17 protein-coding genes and 1 other annotated feature are annotated in these 16,230 nt (G+C 48.8%); of the genes, 10 read left to right on the top strand and 7 right to left on the bottom strand.

What is annotated here, in order from left to right; genetic code table 11:
• Nucleotides 1-5: 5 nt before the first annotated feature.
• On the top strand, nt 6-1,256 hold the full coding sequence (locus tag AF331_RS02735) for a DNA polymerase IV (RefSeq protein WP_053426652.1): 1,251 nt from the start codon (nt 6-8) through the stop codon (nt 1,254-1,256).
• A 303-nt stretch (nt 1,257-1,559) separates the two neighbouring features.
• Here the strand turns inward: AF331_RS02735 and AF331_RS02740 are convergent, their stop codons facing one another.
• From AF331_RS02740 to zwf, 3 genes are all read right to left on the bottom strand, one after another.
• Entirely contained in the window at nt 1,560-2,189 is a 630-nt protein-coding gene (locus tag AF331_RS02740) for a DUF4352 domain-containing protein (protein ID WP_053426653.1), read from the bottom strand.
• Nucleotides 2,190-2,722: 533 nt separating this feature from the next.
• Nucleotides 2,723-3,343, bottom strand: coding sequence for a cyclase family protein (locus AF331_RS02745; RefSeq protein WP_053426654.1), 621 nt, complete (start codon nt 3,341-3,343; stop codon nt 2,723-2,725).
• A 27-nt stretch (nt 3,344-3,370) separates the two neighbouring features.
• A complete protein-coding gene (gene zwf / locus AF331_RS02750) occupies nt 3,371-4,873 on the bottom strand; it encodes a glucose-6-phosphate dehydrogenase (RefSeq protein ID WP_053426655.1) in 1,503 nt (500 codons plus the stop codon).
• A 242-nt stretch (nt 4,874-5,115) separates the two neighbouring features.
• Between zwf and rnz the strand changes: the two genes are divergently transcribed.
• Together rnz and AF331_RS02760 are read left to right on the top strand one after the other, a co-directional pair.
• Nucleotides 5,116-6,057: a ribonuclease Z gene (gene rnz / locus AF331_RS02755; RefSeq protein ID WP_053427754.1), complete on the top strand. Its 942-nt coding sequence runs from the start codon at nt 5,116-5,118 to the stop codon at nt 6,055-6,057.
• Entirely contained in the window at nt 6,054-6,806 is a 753-nt protein-coding gene (locus AF331_RS02760) for a GNAT family N-acetyltransferase (RefSeq protein WP_053426656.1), read from the top strand. The genes rnz and AF331_RS02760 overlap by 4 nt, the downstream gene beginning before the upstream one ends.
• A gap of 107 nt (nt 6,807-6,913) precedes the next feature.
• Here the strand turns inward: AF331_RS02760 and namA are convergent, their stop codons facing one another.
• Both namA and proC read right to left on the bottom strand, forming a co-directional pair.
• Nucleotides 6,914-7,930 carry an NADPH dehydrogenase NamA gene (gene namA / locus AF331_RS02765; protein ID WP_152915526.1) on the bottom strand — a complete coding sequence of 339 codons (1,017 nt, stop codon included), beginning with the start codon at nt 7,928-7,930 and terminating at the stop codon, nt 6,914-6,916.
• A gap of 103 nt (nt 7,931-8,033) precedes the next feature.
• Entirely contained in the window at nt 8,034-8,849 is an 816-nt protein-coding gene (proC, locus tag AF331_RS02770) for a pyrroline-5-carboxylate reductase (protein ID WP_053426658.1), read from the bottom strand.
• 54 nt (nt 8,850-8,903) lie between these two features.
• Nucleotides 8,904-9,113, bottom strand: a binding site (T-box leader).
• 188 nt (nt 9,114-9,301) lie between these two features.
• On the opposite strand from proC, the gene AF331_RS02780 reads away from it, so the two are divergent.
• The 6 genes from AF331_RS02780 (at nt 9,302) to AF331_RS02805 (ending at nt 14,560) form a co-directional block, all read left to right on the top strand.
• Nucleotides 9,302-10,249: an MBL fold metallo-hydrolase gene (locus AF331_RS02780; protein ID WP_053426660.1), complete on the top strand. Its 948-nt coding sequence runs from the start codon at nt 9,302-9,304 to the stop codon at nt 10,247-10,249.
• A gap of 14 nt (nt 10,250-10,263) precedes the next feature.
• Nucleotides 10,264-11,058, top strand: coding sequence for an SDR family NAD(P)-dependent oxidoreductase (locus AF331_RS02785; protein ID WP_053426661.1), 795 nt, complete (start codon nt 10,264-10,266; stop codon nt 11,056-11,058).
• Nucleotides 11,059-11,201: 143 nt separating this feature from the next.
• On the top strand, nt 11,202-11,726 hold the full coding sequence (locus tag AF331_RS02790; protein WP_053426662.1) for a DUF3221 domain-containing protein: 525 nt from the start codon (nt 11,202-11,204) through the stop codon (nt 11,724-11,726).
• Nucleotides 11,727-11,808: 82 nt separating this feature from the next.
• A complete protein-coding gene (locus AF331_RS02795) occupies nt 11,809-12,360 on the top strand; it encodes a ribonuclease FAU-1 family protein (RefSeq protein ID WP_053426663.1) in 552 nt (183 codons plus the stop codon).
• 584 nt (nt 12,361-12,944) lie between these two features.
• Nucleotides 12,945-14,207 carry a Y-family DNA polymerase gene (locus AF331_RS02800; RefSeq protein ID WP_053426664.1) on the top strand — a complete coding sequence of 421 codons (1,263 nt, stop codon included), beginning with the start codon at nt 12,945-12,947 and terminating at the stop codon, nt 14,205-14,207.
• A gap of 20 nt (nt 14,208-14,227) precedes the next feature.
• The gene (locus tag AF331_RS02805) at nt 14,228-14,560 is read left to right on the top strand and encodes a YolD-like family protein (protein ID WP_053426665.1); all 333 of its coding nucleotides are present in this window, start codon (nt 14,228-14,230) and stop codon (nt 14,558-14,560) included.
• Here AF331_RS02805 and AF331_RS02810 read toward each other — a convergent pair whose 3' ends face one another.
• A complete protein-coding gene (locus AF331_RS02810; protein ID WP_048005959.1) occupies nt 14,561-14,776 on the bottom strand; it encodes a CDGSH iron-sulfur domain-containing protein in 216 nt (71 codons plus the stop codon).
• A gap of 115 nt (nt 14,777-14,891) precedes the next feature.
• On the opposite strand from AF331_RS02810, the gene AF331_RS02815 reads away from it, so the two are divergent.
• The gene (locus AF331_RS02815; protein ID WP_053426666.1) at nt 14,892-15,221 is read left to right on the top strand and encodes an iron-sulfur cluster biosynthesis family protein; all 330 of its coding nucleotides are present in this window, start codon (nt 14,892-14,894) and stop codon (nt 15,219-15,221) included.
• 291 nt (nt 15,222-15,512) lie between these two features.
• On the opposite strand, the gene AF331_RS02820 is transcribed toward AF331_RS02815, so the two are convergent.
• Nucleotides 15,513-16,226 (bottom strand): YjjG family noncanonical pyrimidine nucleotidase, encoded by a 714-nt coding sequence (locus AF331_RS02820; RefSeq protein ID WP_053426667.1) that lies wholly within the window; start codon nt 16,224-16,226, stop codon nt 15,513-15,515.
• Between the last annotated feature and the right edge of the window lie 4 nt (nt 16,227-16,230).

A 16,230-nucleotide genomic window follows, 5' to 3' on the forward strand; every position in this document is an offset into this window, starting at 1 on the left:
ATCGTATGAAAAATTTTTATCCTAAAAATGGACGGGTGATCCTCCATGTCGATATGAACAGCTTCTATGCATCCGTGGAGATGGCATATGACCCAACCTTGAAAGGGAAGCCGCTGGCCATAGCCGGGAACCCCGAGGAGCGGAGGGGAATCGTCGTCACCTGCAGCTATGAGGCGAGGGGCTTCGGTGTAAAGACCACCATGCCCGTCTGGGAGGCGAAAAGACTCTGTCCGGAGCTGATTGTCATGCGTCCGAATTTTGAGCGCTACCGATCTGCCTCCAAAGGCATGTTTGATATTTTAAGACAATATTCCGAGCTCGTGGAACCCGTTTCCATCGATGAGGGGTATGTGGATATCACCGATTCGTTTGAACTGGGTTCACCGGTAGAAATTGCCGGTCAAATCCAATCACAGATCCTTTCTCAACTGGATCTTCCCTGCAGTATCGGTGTCGCCCCTAATAAGTTCTTGGCCAAGACGGCTTCGGATATGAAGAAGCCCATGGGCATCACGGTCCTTAGGAAGCGTGATCTGCCTGCGAAAATCTGGCCGCTTCCGGTCATCGACATGCACGGGATCGGGGAAAAAACAGCGTTGAAGTTGAACGGGATGGGGATCGAGACCTGCAGGGACCTTGCCTTCGCCAACGATATCCAATTGAAGTCCCGCCTGGGGATCAATGGGCTCCGGCTCAAGGAAAAAGCCAATGGGATCGACAGGCGGATCGTCGACCCCGATTCAATCTATGATTATAAAAGTGTGGGGAACTCCACTACGCTTCCGAAAGACACCACCAATCAACACGATTTGTTGGCCGTCATATTGCAACTCAGTGAGAAAGTCGCCTCAAGGCTCCATCAGAAGGACGTCCTCGGGATGACGATTCAGGTGATGATCAAGGACAAGTTCAGGAAGTCCATCACCAGGAGCCGGAAACTTGAGAATCCCGTAGGAAAGAAAGAGGATATCTACGCAGTGGCAAAGGACCTGTTCATGAAGCATTGGAACGGCGAACCTGTGAGGCTCCTGGGGGTAACAGCCCAGGACGTGGTGGAAAAGAGCGAAGCAACGGAACAGCTTGACCTTTTCTCCTACAAAAAAGAAGCAGAAAAAGAACCTCTGTACAAAGTCGTTTCTGAACTCCAGGACAAGTACGGAAAAGATTCCATTGCAAGGGGCATCAAGGGAAGTAAAGGCGCCCGGAACGACACGAAAACCGACACAAGCTTTAATAAGGATTTTCTGAGGGATTAGGGACAAAAGTATGAAGATCCTCCATTGCCTATGGGGGTACTGTTTGCCAAAACTTTTGATTTTCATTAATCTTAGTGTAGTGGATTATTATATTCTAGTCCAAATTTAAAAACAAAAAGAAGCTTTCTTCATGATATCGAGTTACGACTTGAGTTGCTTTTTGAATAAATAACTTGGAACTGACTTATGAATCGTTATAAGTCAGTTTTTGTTTTGCAATAAAAAACCACCTAAATTCAAGGTGGTAACAATAAGTATTTCATTAGGTGAGGTTTATCTCTCTTCATATAGAACTATGATTAATCAATTATAGGTTATGTCTATATAGACTTCATCTTTATAGACTAAGGCAAAGAAAGAATTGTTAACGGGAAAAACAAATTCGATTTCACCTGAGATCTCTTCTCCCGGTTCCAATTCTCCGCTTTTTAGCAGGTATTCGGAATTAGTTACCGGGTTTATGCGTTTCCCTTTTTCATTACCTTGGTCTTGTACCAATGTAAAATCATTAGGGGAATATTGCACTGTGTCTTCGCCAATATTTTTGATGGTAATACCCGGGCGAACCATTTTTCCATAGCTAAAGAACACTTTGTTAACAGATATCTCAACTTCATCATGTTTGACGGGATAACCATAATCATACACTTTTTCTGGCGCCCAATCAGGCTTGTCGCCCTGGCTTAAAGTGGGGTCCGGAATAAATGAGATTATAATTGCAACGGTTGCAATGATTAACGCAGTAAAACTAATAGAAATACCTGTGATTGCTTTCCATTTTGTCCGCTCCTTCTTTATCAATGAGATTATTCCAAAGATAATCGAAAACACTATAATAATTAACCCCACGATAGGAACAAGACAATTTAACAAACCTATAAAACCAACCCATAGGGAAAGGAACCCAAAAATATCACTTCTTTTTTCTCTCATATGACGTCTCCTCCTATTAGTTATTCTAATCTGTGCTTATGAAATCCATCAATCTCCAAAAATAACATAAATGTCTAGGGAATTCATCCTTTCTAACACATTTAATTCCGTATGCTTTTTCGCTTCAGTTACCTCAATTCAGCAAGAATATGATTTTATCAGGATGTTGTGAACGAATCACACCACAACACGGACTCTCGCAAGGTTAAACGAGGGATGACAGAGGAATCTATATGGATAATTTAATTAGGATAGTATAGTAGCAGCTCTTTCTTTTCTAAGCGTTTTTTTTTTCGCAGTAAAGATTTTTATCAAAGCGAACTGTTTCGGGGATAAGGATAATCGTAATGTACGTGATTCATATGTTCCCGTGGTATATAGTAAAGTTCTTTTTGATACGGATTAATTCGGGGCTATGCATGTTATGTGTGGGTTATTATATGTTTGGTTTGAATAGGGTCATTCACTTTAATGATCTATACCAAAAAAGGGTACCAAATCTGATGGATTTGGTACCCTTTTTAGTGTTTCGCTTATCCGATCATTTCATCAAACAAGAGGACCCTTGCAGGAGAAGCGTCGGTTTTCTGTATGTTGAGGGGAGCTGCGACCATGAAGTATTGGCCCGGTTCAATGTCTTTGAGTCGGAGACCTTCCATGATGATCACTCCATTCCCCATCAATGTGCGGTGAGTCGGATGACCTTCCTGGGCACGTTCGATTCCGAGCGCATCGATGGCGACACCTGCAATCTTTTTCTCTGCAAGGTGCTTGGCGGCATCTGCGGCTACATAGATGAATTCAAAGTTGAACCCTTCATCCCATGAGTTCTTCGTCTTGAAGATGACAAAATCATTTTCTTCGATATCAAGGTCTTTGATATCGTCGTAGGAAATATTTTCTTCTGCATCTGTCAGATCAAATACTTTCACCGGTCTGACGAGTTGTTTGATATCAATCGTTTCGATTGTTTCCCCTTCGTTGAACATATGGAGGGGAGCATCAACGTGTGTACCGGTATGTAGGTCGATGGAGATGCGTGATTCCGTTACGTGTCCGTTTGTATCGGTCTTGATGGACGGCTTTTTCTCCGGCTTGTTTTTGTATACCGGCATATCGCTGTGGATTGGAGCAGTTACGTCATAGATCTTCATTGTTTCCTCACCCTTCAAGTATCATTGTTATTCTACATCAAGTTTCCCTATCGGCCACCAGTTGAAACCATCTTTGTCCAATAGCTCGTCTGCTGCCTTTGGACCCATGGAGCCGGCAGGGTAGTTAGGAAAGTCTTCCTGTTGAGTAGATTCCCAAATTTCAGAGATCTTGTCAACAAATGCCCAGGACAATTTCACTTCGTCCCATAGGGTGAAGTTCGTCGCATCGCCCCTCAGGCAGTCATGGAGTAATTTTTCGTATGCTTCCGGTGTGTTGATGCCATCCAGGTCGTGGCTGGCAAAATTCAGTTTGACAGGAGTCGTTTCAATATCCTGTCCGGTTTTCTTAACGTTAAGGTGAAGGGTGATGCCCTCTTCAGGTTGGATATGGATCACCAAGAGGTTCGGCGCAAGTGGTTTCCCAGGATTGTAGTAGAGGTTCATCGGGATATCCTTGAACTGCACGACGATTTTCGTCGATTTTGTTTCCATGCGCTTGCCCGTTCTGATATAGAATGGCACACCTGCCCAGCGGAAGTTATCGATCATCAGTTTTCCTGCCACGAATGTTTCCGTGTTGGACTCATCATCCACATTGTCTGCTTCGCGGTAACCCGGTACAGCTTGTTCGTGCATTTTACCCGGTCCGTACTGACCGCGTACGAAGTAGTCTTTCACTTCTTCGCCTTCGATTGGACGAAGGGAGCGAAGAACGCGGACCTTCTCGCTGCGGATCTCATCGGTTGTCAGCTTGATTGGCGGTTCCATGGCAAGGAGGGCCACCATCTGGATCAAGTGATTCTGCACCATGTCACGGAGTGCTCCACTTTTCTCGTAGTAACGGCCGCGATCCTCCACCCCGAGCTCTTCCGAAGAAGTGACCTGGATGTTTGAGATGTAGCGGTTATTCCAGAGTGGTTCGAACATAGCATTGGCGAAACGGATTACTTCAATATTTTGAACCATTTCCTTACCGAGATAATGATCGATGCGATAGATCTGGTCTTCAGAGAAGGATTCGCGGATCTGTTTATTCAGTGCTTCAGCAGACGGAAGATCGTGACCGAATGGTTTCTCGATCACAAGTCGTTGGAAACCTTTTGCATCCGTAACGCCTTGCTTCTTGAGTTGCTCCGTGATGGTACCGAAGAATTCAGGTGCCATGGCGAGATAGAAGATGCGATTTCCTTCAAGCTGATACTGTTCATCCAGCTGATCCGAGAGGGTTTTCAATTCCCTGTAGGATTCATCGCTTGATACATCATGAGCCTGATAATAAAAATGGGATACAAACTCTTCTATGTTTTCATTACTTCCGATTGCGTTATGTACAGAGGTTCTTACGTGCTCCTGGAAGGTTTCGTTCGACCATTCCCTGCGCCCGATGCCGATGACGGCAAAGTGCTTGGAGATCTTTCCTTTTGTAAATAAATGATAAAGGGATGGATATAATTTCCTCTTGGCTAGATCACCAGTCGCCCCGAAAATCGTAATGAGAGAAGATGGTGTTTGCTGATTATTCAATGTCATGACCTCACTTTATCTTTTTGCCGGTAAATCCGGCATGGTACTTCCTCTTTTGTACAATGATTTCATTGTAAAAACTAATTCTTCAATAAGCAAGTCTTTTGCCTGACTGCAGGAGCTCCTTTGATTAGAATGGCTCAAATTGATAAAAGTATGAAAGATTGGCTCTTTTCCGATATCCACTACTAATAGGACAGGGAAAGATGTGCTATGATGAAAGGACAGAATACATAGAGGTGAAGAACGTGGATGTGCAATTTCTAGGGACGGGTGCAGGTGTGCCCGCCAAATTCCGCAATGTATCAAGCGTTGCCCTTAAGCTATTGGAAGAAAGGGGCGCGATCTGGCTTTTCGATTGTGGAGAAGCGACACAGCATCAAATCTTACATACGAATATCAGGCCGAGAAGGATCGAAAAGATCTTCATCTCGCATTTGCACGGTGATCATATATTCGGGCTACCGGGCTTCCTAGGCAGCAGGTCTTTCCAGGGAGGGGAGAGCCCCCTCACGGTTTACGGACCGGAAGGGATCAAAGCGTTCATCGAGGTTTCCCTGTCCGTCAGCAAGACCCATCTTCGCTATCCCCTCCATGTGGTGGAAATCGGGGAAGGGATCATTTTCAGTGATGACCAATTCACCGTTGAAGCCCGAAAGCTCGATCACGGAATTCAATCCTTCGGGTTCAGGATCACGGAGAAGGATGCACCAGGCGTCCTTCAGGTCGAGCGTCTGAAGGAAGCAGGGGTCGCACCCGGTCCGATTTACAAACGATTGAAGGCAGGCGAGACTGTGACCCTTGAAGATGGCAAGGTCATCAATGGAACGGATTTCCTTGGTCCCCCTGTCCCGGGTCGTACCGTAACCATACTCGGTGACACACGGGTCTGTCCGAATTCAAGGGCACTCGCTGAATCGGCAGACCTTCTCATTCATGAAGCCACGTTTAACAGGGATCAGGAACAGATGGCGAGGGATTATTTCCACTCCACCACTGCACAGGCAGCGGCTACGGCCCGTGATGCCGGGGCAAGGGCTCTCTTCCTGACGCATATATCATCGCGCTACGCGAAAGAGGCATGGCCGGAACTGGTACAGGAAGCAAAAGCCATCTTCCCTGAAACCATGATGGCCCATGATCTGTTGGAATTCACCGTACCGCGGAAATCAATGGAGGAACAATCATGACGCATATCACCTATAAAAACATCCATCGCGATGGACGATTAGTGAAAGAAAATGAATTGTACAAACATGTCCATGACCCGGAGTTCCTTGAAAGGTACAGCAGCAATTATATTGAATTTTTGCGGGCGCCCCGCCTGGAGGAATTCAGGGAAACGGCGGATTACTTGAAAGACTATCATGCGGCAAGGGGACAAAAGCATGTGAAGTTCCATCTTCCTGAGAATAAAAAGCCGATTGACGGATTGTCTGATCACCTGGCGTCCAAGGGATTTGAGATCAGCTTCACAGAGCTGTACGCGATCCACCCGAACGATTTTCCCCGGATGGAGGAAGATCCTGATATAAGGGTTGAAGTCATCAGCGGCCTCGACGATTACCTTGCGTTTCAATATGAACAGGATCTGATCTACGGTGAATCATTTGCCAAAGGGAAGGTGGCCGTTCACCGACAACATTTCGAAGATGACCATGTTACCCAGCTCCTCGCCTATTACAAAGGACATCCCGCAGGAGCGGTCGACGTGATCCTGAAAGAGGGGACGGCTGAAATCGACGGCCTCATGGTACACGAAGATTATCGTAAAAAAGGGATAGCTTCCAGACTGCAGCAAAAGGTTATGGAGCTATATTCGGATCGCACTGTGATCCTTGTAGCGGACGGAGAAGATACGCCCCGGGAGATGTATCAAAAGCAAAATTACCGGTATCAGGGTTTTCAATATGAAATCCAAAAGATCTACACCGAATAATCCAGAAAAAACCGGCTTCCCTACAAAGGAAAACCGGTTTTTCTGAGTGAGCGGAGACAAAAAGAAGGGACATGTCGATGACATGCCCTCCTTGGTTTGCGTATGCCTTACCATCCACGCTCATATTGAACGGGTGGGGTGATCTCGTGACCGAGTTCTTTTGCTGCCGTACGGGGCCAGTATGGATCCCGAAGCAGCTCCCTTCCGAGAAGGATGAGATCAGCGCGCTCATTCTGAAGGATCTCTTCTGCCTGAAGACCCGAGGTAATCAGTCCAACAGCACCTGTATCGATATCGGCCTCATGCTTGATGCGTTCAGCCGGTTTCACCTGGTAGCCGGGGAAGACAGGAATCCGTGCCGGAACAACGGCTCCGGAGCTGACATCGATAAGGTCGACTCCCTGCTCCTTCATCCATTTGGAGAAGATGATATAATCATCCACGTCGAGGCCGTCCTCATGGTAATCCTTCGCCGACACACGGACGAAGAGGGGACCGTCCCATACGGTTTTGACCCCGTCGATGATTTCCTTCAGGAAGCGGTAGCGGTTTTCTGCGCTCCCTCCGTATTCATCTTCCCGTCTATTGGAGAGGGGGGATAGGAACTCGTTGACGAGATAGCCGTGGGCGCCATGAATTTCGATCACATCGAATCCGGCTTTTCTGGCTCTTTCAGCACCCTGTATGAACGCTGTGACCGTTTCGTTGATCTGTTCGATCGTCATGGCAACAGGCGTTTTCATGTCGTCGTTGAAGGCGATGGCGGACGGTGCGAGGATATCCCCTTCAAGAACGGCTTTCCTTCCGGCGTGGGCAAGCTGGATGCCGGTTTTGGCCCCTTGTTCTTTCATGAGGGTGACAAGCTCCGTCAGGCCGTCAAGGTGATCATCACTCCAGATTCCAAGATCTTGAGGGGAGATGCGGCCCTGAGGTGTGACGGCGGTAGCTTCCTGTATGATCAGCCCCGCTCCTCCTACAGCCCTGCTTGTGTAGTGCGTGCGGTGCCAGTTTTCAATCTTTCCGTCTTCATTATGGGAAGAGTACATGCACATCGGCGCCATGACGATGCGGTTTTTCAATTCTACATTCTTGATCGTATATGGTTGAAATAGTTTTCGATTCAATTCTTTTCCCTCCATTCTGCCAATTCAGGATTTTATTTTTCCCGATGCACAAGATTATATCAACGCGGCATGAGGATGGGAAAGAAATCTGCTCCGGGATGCTTCAGTCCTTTTCTGTCTTGATGAGCTGCCTGCCAAGTTCCTCCGAGCGATTGCGTGCGGAAGAAATGCACTCGAACATGGCGTGTTCCACTCCGTGTGCCTTCAACGCCTCGATTCCTGCTTCCGTCGTCCCACCAGGACTCGTGACATTCTTCCTCAGCTCCTCGGCGTCCAGTCCCGATTCTTCAAGCATGGCCCCTGCGCCGGTGATCGTCCGGATGGTCAAATCCCGCGCAAGCTCCGATGGGAGGCCGAGTTCAACGGCCGTTGCCTGCATCATTTCCGCCATATAATAAATATAGGCCGGTCCGCTCCCCGATAAGGCGGTGATAAGGTCGAGCTGATGTTCTTCCACCTCCACGGTCAGACCCACCGAGTCCAGCAGGTGCACGACGGCTTCTTCCATGACTCGATCGTCAAAGCGATCAAGGGTCACGGCGGTCGCTGATTTTCCAAGGGCGGCACTCGTATTCGGCATGGCCCGTGCGATCCCCCCTTGGAACCCGAGCTTTTCACGAATATAAGAGACCGGAATTCCTGCGAGGACCGACAGGATGACCGTTTTGCTGGAAAGATGGTTCCGGATCACATCTGCCGCTTCGTCAAAATCCTTGGGTTTCATGGCGAGTACCACCAGGTCAAATGATTGGCCGCCACCTGGTCTCAACACCCCGAACCATTCATCAAGTTCCTTCATCCGCATGTCATTCGAACGATTGAGCGCATACGTCTCTTCCTTTTTCAACGCCCCGGATTTCAATGCCCCTCTCATCAACGCACAAGCCATCGAGCCTGCTCCAATAAATAATGTGTTCATCTATTCATTCCCCTCCTGAGTGTACAAAAATAAAAAAACAGACCCTTCATCCAGAAAAAGGACGAAAGGATCTGCTCCCGTGGTACCACCTTGTTTTGCCCGATAAGCGGGCACACTCATTTTCCAATAACGCTGGAACACGTTCTTTATTAAAGACGCTCGAAAGGTAGGTTCGCATGCAGAGAGGATGGCGGTATCTTGCAGCCGGTGGATACCGCTCTCTTGCATCATCAGCATGCTACTGGTCCTTCTCATCGCTTTGGCCGATTCGTATTATAGGTGATTATCTTCGATAGGCAACCCGTCTGTCAAGGTTTATTTCAGTTTATTCTGAAAAAAGAAAAATGACACGGGCGGGATTACAAGGTACACTGAAATGAAGGACCATTCATTTTTGCGGGGCGGCTTAAGCCATCAGGTCCAATAAATTATCTAACTGTAGGTGAAAGACATTGAAGGATACCATAACCAAAATCACTTTACCCACACCGTATGCAGTAGGGGATGTGAATGTTTACCTATTGAAAGGGGATGCGTTGACTTTAGTCGATGTGGGTCCCCTTACAGAGGAAGCGTGGGAGCGTTTGAATGCACAGATAGGTGAAGCGGGATACGGGCTGGAGGACATCGACCAGGTGGTATTGACCCACCATCACCCCGATCATGCAGGCATGGTCGAGCGATTCGCCCCTTCGGTGGAGATCATCGGGCATCCGTATAACCGTCACTGGCTGCACAGGGATTCGGATTTTCTCGACGCGTATGGCACGTTCTTTTTCAACCTTGCCCGGGAATCGGGAGTAGATGAAGAAATCCTTTCGAAGATCACATCGTTTGAACATCTTCTCATCCTGATGGGGAATCGTCCCCTTGACCGCTGCGTAGAAGAAGGAGAAGAATTGCCCGGTCTTCCAGGCTGGACGATCATCGGTACCCCTGGACATGCTCAGAGTCACCTGTCATTTTATCGTGAGGAGGATGGCACCCTCATCGCCGGCGACCATATCCTGGCCCATATTTCCCCGAACCCGTTGATTGAACCATTATTCACTGGCGGAGGAAGACCGAAGCCCATGCTGCAGTATAATGAATCCCTCGATAAACTGACAAACGTGCCGGTTTCGGTGGCATATACAGGGCACGGAGAGGACGTCCGGGATGTACAGGGACTCATCGTCAGAAGGAAGCGAAAGCAGGAAGAGCGGGCCGCTTCCGTCCAGACGATGATCCAGGCCCGCCCCATGACGGCCTTTGAGATCTGCAAAAGGCTGTTCCCTGCCGTGTACAAGAAGGAGCTCGGTCTCACCTTATCCGAAACAATCGGGCAGCTTGATTATCTTGAGGCATCGGATAGAATAAAAGTAGAGAAACAAGATGGGGTGTACTACTATTTTTCTTAAGCGAGGGAGTTTCAATGAATTCTAAGATACAAGGAAAAACCATCATCATCACCGGTGCCTCCGGGGGAATCGGGGAGAGGATGGCGATAAAGGCCGCCGAGTCCGGTGCAAATCTTGCCCTCATCGCACGCCGAACCCCGCTCATTGATGGGTTGGCCGCAAAACTTCGGGATCAATACGGTGTCAAGGTAGTGGGCTATCCCCTTGATGTACGGGACCACGAGGCAGTAGCGAAGGCATTCAGGGAAATCAAGGCAGAGTTCGGACCTATCCATGTGTTGATCAATAATGCAGGCTTCGGAATCTTCAAAGAAGCCCATGAGGTGTCCTTTGAGGAAGTGAAGGGGATGATCGATGTCAACGTCCTCGGACTGATGGCATGCACCGGAGAAGTCCTGCCGATCATGAAGGAGCAGGGCTATGGTCATATTGTCAACATCGCTTCCCAAGCAGGGAAGTTTGCTTCGCCCAAATCAAGTGCCTACTCGGCGTCGAAGCATGCGGTCCTCGGCTTCACGAACGGTCTGAGGATGGAAGCAAAGCGGTACGGCGTATTGGTGACGGCTGTCAATCCAGGACCGATTGCCACCGACTTCTTTACCATTGCGGATGAGTCGGGCACCTATGTGAAAAATGTCGAAAAGTTCATGCTGAACCCAGATAAAGTGGCAGATAAAGTGATTCATGCCTTGTTTACTTCCAAGAGGGAAATCAATCTTCCGCGGTGGATGAATACCGGCAGTTTATTCTATCAGCTCTTCCCTGGTGTGATTGAAACCGTCGGGAATCGATTCTTCTTCAAAAAATGATCGGACCTTACCGCACCCCTAGTTGAGGGACGGATGTTCGACTGAAAACGGGATTGATCATCTTTTGATTTATTCGAAATTTTCATTTTTCATGAAACTTTTTCCCCTGCTCATCCGTCTAAAGTAGGGAGGGGAGGGAGTCTATGAAGAATTATTCGATCGCTGTGATGCTTGTCACCGCCATGGTCCTGATGACCGGCTGCGGAATGGGGAACGCGGTGGAACATAGACAGTCCAGTGGATCATACATAGGCTTTGTCACCCAGGTGGAAGCAAAAGAACTTTTAATCAATGATATATGGTTTTCTGTACAAGAGGCAGTCGTGATAAATGGGAACGGGGATGAAATCCCGGTTGAGGACGTAGGTCTCGGGGATAAAGTCAAGGTAGAAGCAGACGGAGAGATTTCCGAGTCCCATCCGCGCAGGGCAGAGGCGGAAAAAATGAGCCTCCTCTCCGATGAGGGGAGTATGAAGGAGTGCCATGCCGTCCGTCTCGTCCTCCAAGATCCGAGATTTTCAGAAGTGATGCTTCGTTCCGTCACCAAGGAGGTGCCGGGGGTTTATGATGTGCGTTTCACGGACCCTTCCATCGGAATGGACGTGAAGGTCGTGGTGAATCTTCAGCATGAGCGGGTGATGGTTCCTGCGCGGCCTGTTGCAAATTGAATGGGAGGATCGGTCACTGTGACCGATCCTTTTACGTTTCATAGGAAAAAAGGGTATTTTCAGTATAGGGGAGAAGTGCAGGATGAAAAGGAAATTTGGCGATCGTAGAGGGTGGAAACGGGTTTTGACAAAGCGGTATGGCATGACCTCTGTCAAACGGGAAGGGTTCGAAGGAGACATTACGCTGGTAGAGATGAAGGAAGTGGGAGAGCCACTTTGGAAAAGCTACGGAGAGCGGAGAGTGTGTCTTGTGGACAATGGGTATCAGTGGCTTCAGCATTTTCCATCCCACGGTGCTTACACTCTTACAACGATGTTCAACGGAGAAGGGGAAATTGTGCAGTGGTACATCGACATTTGCCGGGGAACGGGGCAGGAGGACGGGGTGCCCTGGATGGACGACCTATACCTTGACTTGGTGGTGCTGCCTACCGGTGAGAGGGAAATCCTTGATGCGGATGAACTTGATGATGCCATGGAATCCGGTATCATCGACAAGGACGTCTATGATCAAGCCTGGATCGTACTGAAAAAAATAGAGGATGCGGTGATCCTCGGGCAGTTCAGTTTATTGAAACAGGCGGTAGAGGATCGCGTCAGGCTCTCTGCTTACCTTAAGGACAATAACTGCTGAGTGGGGTGGAAGTTCGAGGTCGAAAAGCGAAGAACCCAAAAAGGGTAAGAATCCTTTCTGGTGTCTTCGCTTTTTGCTTGTCGCCTCAGAACGAGCCCCATCCGCTTTTCTTTATGTCTAGCTCCGGCGGGTTGCCCCTCGAGATCATAAGTCAAAGCCCCCAAAAAGGCACAGAACGCCTTTCCGGTGTCTTCGCCTTATGCTTGTCGCCTCAGTGCGACCCGCCTCCGCTTTTCTTCATGTCCAGCTCCGGGGGCTTGAGGCTCGAGGTCATAAGTCAAAGATCTCAAAAAGGCCAAGACCGCCTTCCTGAGATCTTCGCCTTATGCTTGTCGCCTCAGTGCGAGCCCCCTCCGCTTTTCTTTGTGTCCAGCTCCGGCGGGTTGAGGCTCGAGGTCATAAGGCAGAGAACCCAAAAAGGCACAGAACGCCTTTCCGGGTTCTCTGTCTTATGCTTGTCGCCTCAGTGCGACCCGCCTCCGCTTTTCTTTTTACCAATAATTTTTGTTGAAATAGGAACGTATATTCGTATACAATCATCATATACTATGTGGAACGGATGTTCTGGTTTGGGGGTGGGAGAGATGAGTGTCGATTACAGCGGGCTTCCGCATCAAAAGATTTTGTGCATCGATATGAAGAGCTTCTATGCCAGTTGTTCGGCTGTGATGATGGGACTTGATCCCCTGGATTGCTATCTGGCGGTCGTCGGCGATCAGAGCCGTCAGGGGAGCATCGTGCTGGCGGCTTCACCGAAGCTGAAGCAGGACTTTGGGATCAAGACCGGGGCGAGGATGTATGAAATCCCCCGGGACGACCGGATATGCCTGGTGGAGCCGAAGATGGCGACCTATGTACGGATATCCATGGAGATCACGAAGCTGTTCCACCGTTACGTCCCGAAGGAGGCCATTCATACGTACAGTGTGGATGAGAGTTTCATCAAGATCGATGGGGCAATGGGACTGTGGGGCGGGGCGGAGGAAGTCGCCCGTAAGATCCAGGATGACATGGAGAGGGAGTTTCAGCTTCCATGTGCCATCGGGATCGGACCGAATATGCTCCTGGCCAAGCTTTGTCTTGACCTTGATGCGAAATCCAAGGGGATCGCCGAGTGGACGTATGAAGATGTCCCGGATAAATTATGGCCGCTTTCTCCTTTGAGCGAGATGTGGGGGATCGGCAAACGCCTTGAAAAAACGCTGAACCGAATGGGGATCTTTTCGGTGGGCCAGCTTGCCCAGTATGAGCTCGGGAAACTTGAAGCGAAATTCGGGATCATGGGAAATCAGCTGTACCATCATGCATGGGGAGTCGACCTGTCTGAAATCGGGGCCCCCATCATGGATGGACAGGTGAGCTTCGGTAAAGGTCAGATCCTGCTTCGGGATTATAAAGACAAGGAAGAAATCAAACATGTCATCCTGGAGATGTGCGAGGAGGTCGCCCGGCGAGCCCGTTCCCATAAAAAGGCGGCAAGGACCATCAGCTTCGGCCTCGGATACAGTCATGAAGAATTCGGCGGTGGATTCCACCGGTCCAGGACGGTGGAAGAGCCGACAAACATCACGATGGAAATTTACCGGACCTGCCTGGAACTGTTCGAAGAGAATTACAGCGGAAGAACCGTCCGGAAATTATCCATTACGTTATCCAATATCGTGGAAGATGGCCCGCTTCAAATGTCGCTTTTCGACTTGAAGCGTCCGGAACTGAAAAGACTCGGCTATGTGGTGGACGGGATCCGGAGTAAATATGGATCTTCATCCCTTCTGAGGGCGGTATCCTACACGGCGGCCGGTACGGCACGCCACCGGGCCAAGCTGGTCGGCGGTCATAAATCGTAAAGGAATGAGAGGTGAACGGAATGATTCGCGATCGTGGGAAAATCAAGTGGACATCGATGATGCTTCCCGAGCATGTGAAAATGCTGAGGGATTGGGCGGAGGAAGACTCGTTTGAAAAGCGGAGGGAGCTCGATGAACAGGAGTTCGAGATGATGAATGAAGTGGTGACAGAAGCGATGGAATATAGCAGAAGTGTGTTGATCACTCATTATGAAAGGAAGCAGCACCGTCTCCTCATGGGGGAAATTCAGCACGCAGATTCCATTGAGGGGAAGCTTCGTGTAGTGGATCGTTTCGGTGAGGTCCATGCGATCCGGCTAGCTGACATAGCAGATATCCGGATCGATGAGTGATTATTCCTCGTCCAGGACTTTTTCGGCGCGCACGCAGGAATCGAACTTCCCTTTGTGGGATGCGTCGCAAAACGGCATATTCGCAGACATGCCGCATCGGCATAGGGTGAAGACCGGTTTGGTTGGGAATACATTTCCGTCGGCATCTACGAGTTCGACATCCCCGCTGACCCGGAAAGACCCGTTATCGTTCACTTTGATCTGTGCTTTTGACATCATAATCCACCCTTTCAAAATCGTGTAATCTCTTTGATAGTATAGGGACTGAGCCGAAATTGCAATACGTCTTCTCCAACTATGATAGTATGGAAGGGTAAAGGAGGCAGACAAGATGAAAATCGAGTGGACCGAAAAAGCAAGTGAAATCATCAATCAGAAAATTTCCGGCCGGGAAGGCCATTTAAAATTAAAGTATGACACAGAGGGATGCGGGTGCGTCGTCAGTGGGATTCCGACGCTCTGGTATGTACGTGAGCCCGTGGAAGGCGAGGATCTTGTGATCGAGACGAATGATGGCCCCATCCTTGTGGAGAAGTCCAAGATGGTCTTCCTTGACGAACAATTGAAAATCGACTTTTCACCTTCAAGCAACACCTTCCAACTGAAAAGTCCCGGTCAGATCATCAATGGACGAATGAACTTTGTGTTGTTCCCGGAATGAACCGAAACGAGGCTGGGACAAAACTAAAAAAGGCCCCTTTAAAGCCGAACACGATCAGTATAGGATCTTAATACCGCTCATGATCTCCGTGCAAGACTTCGCTTTCCGCGGGTAGCCCGTGAGCCTCCTCGGCAGGCCTGCGGGGTCTCACATCAGCTACTTTTCCCGCTGGAGTCTTCGTCTTGCACTCCGATCAACCGCTGGAAACGATGAAATTTGAATGTTCATCAAAAAATTTAAAACCCGAATCATTTGCTTTATCGTAGGCAAATGATTCGGGTTTTATTATGACTAAAACATGTTTGTCTCAGCCTCGTATTTTTGTAGAAGCTTCAGAAGCTCCCGGAGGTCGCGGATTTCATAGGTAGGCACGATTCCGCTGTCATTCGGCTTACCGGTAGGGTTGTACCAGCAGGTATCGATCCCACTCATGGATCCCCCTTGGATATCTGCAGTCAAGGAGTCGCCGATAATGAGGCTCGCTGACCGGTCAAGGCCCGGGATCCGTGCAAAGACGTAGTCGAAGAATTCTTTCATCGGCTTTTGATAGCCGGTGTCTTCGGATACGAAGGTTTCTAGGAATAAGGGATGAAGCCCGGAAGAAGTGAGGCGCTTATATTGAGTTTTCGATACCCCGTTGGTGACGATGTAAAGATCGTGATTTTCCTTCAGGGCTGTGATGGTTTCAAGGGCGCCGTCCATGAGCTTATCCCCCTTTTCAAGATAGGATCGATACTGTTCGCCGAGAGCCTTCCCGTCGACTTCCTGTCCGAGTTCCTTGAAGAAGAGAGAGAATCGGGTGTTGAGCAGCGTATCCCGATCCAATCTTCCTTGTTCATGGTCTCGCCACAGGGATTGATTGATGATTGAATAACGGGTCCTTGTCTCTTCCGTAAGGGGTATCCCATGTTCCGTGAAGAGAAGGGTGATGGCCTCTTCTTCTGCTGCTTTAAAGTCCAGTAGCGTGTCGTCCACGTCAAAAAATAAAGTCTTATAGAATGTCATGATG

It is taken from the genome of Rossellomorea marisflavi, from assembly GCF_001274775.1.
GTDB lineage: Bacteria > Bacillota > Bacilli > Bacillales > Bacillaceae_B > Rossellomorea > Rossellomorea marisflavi.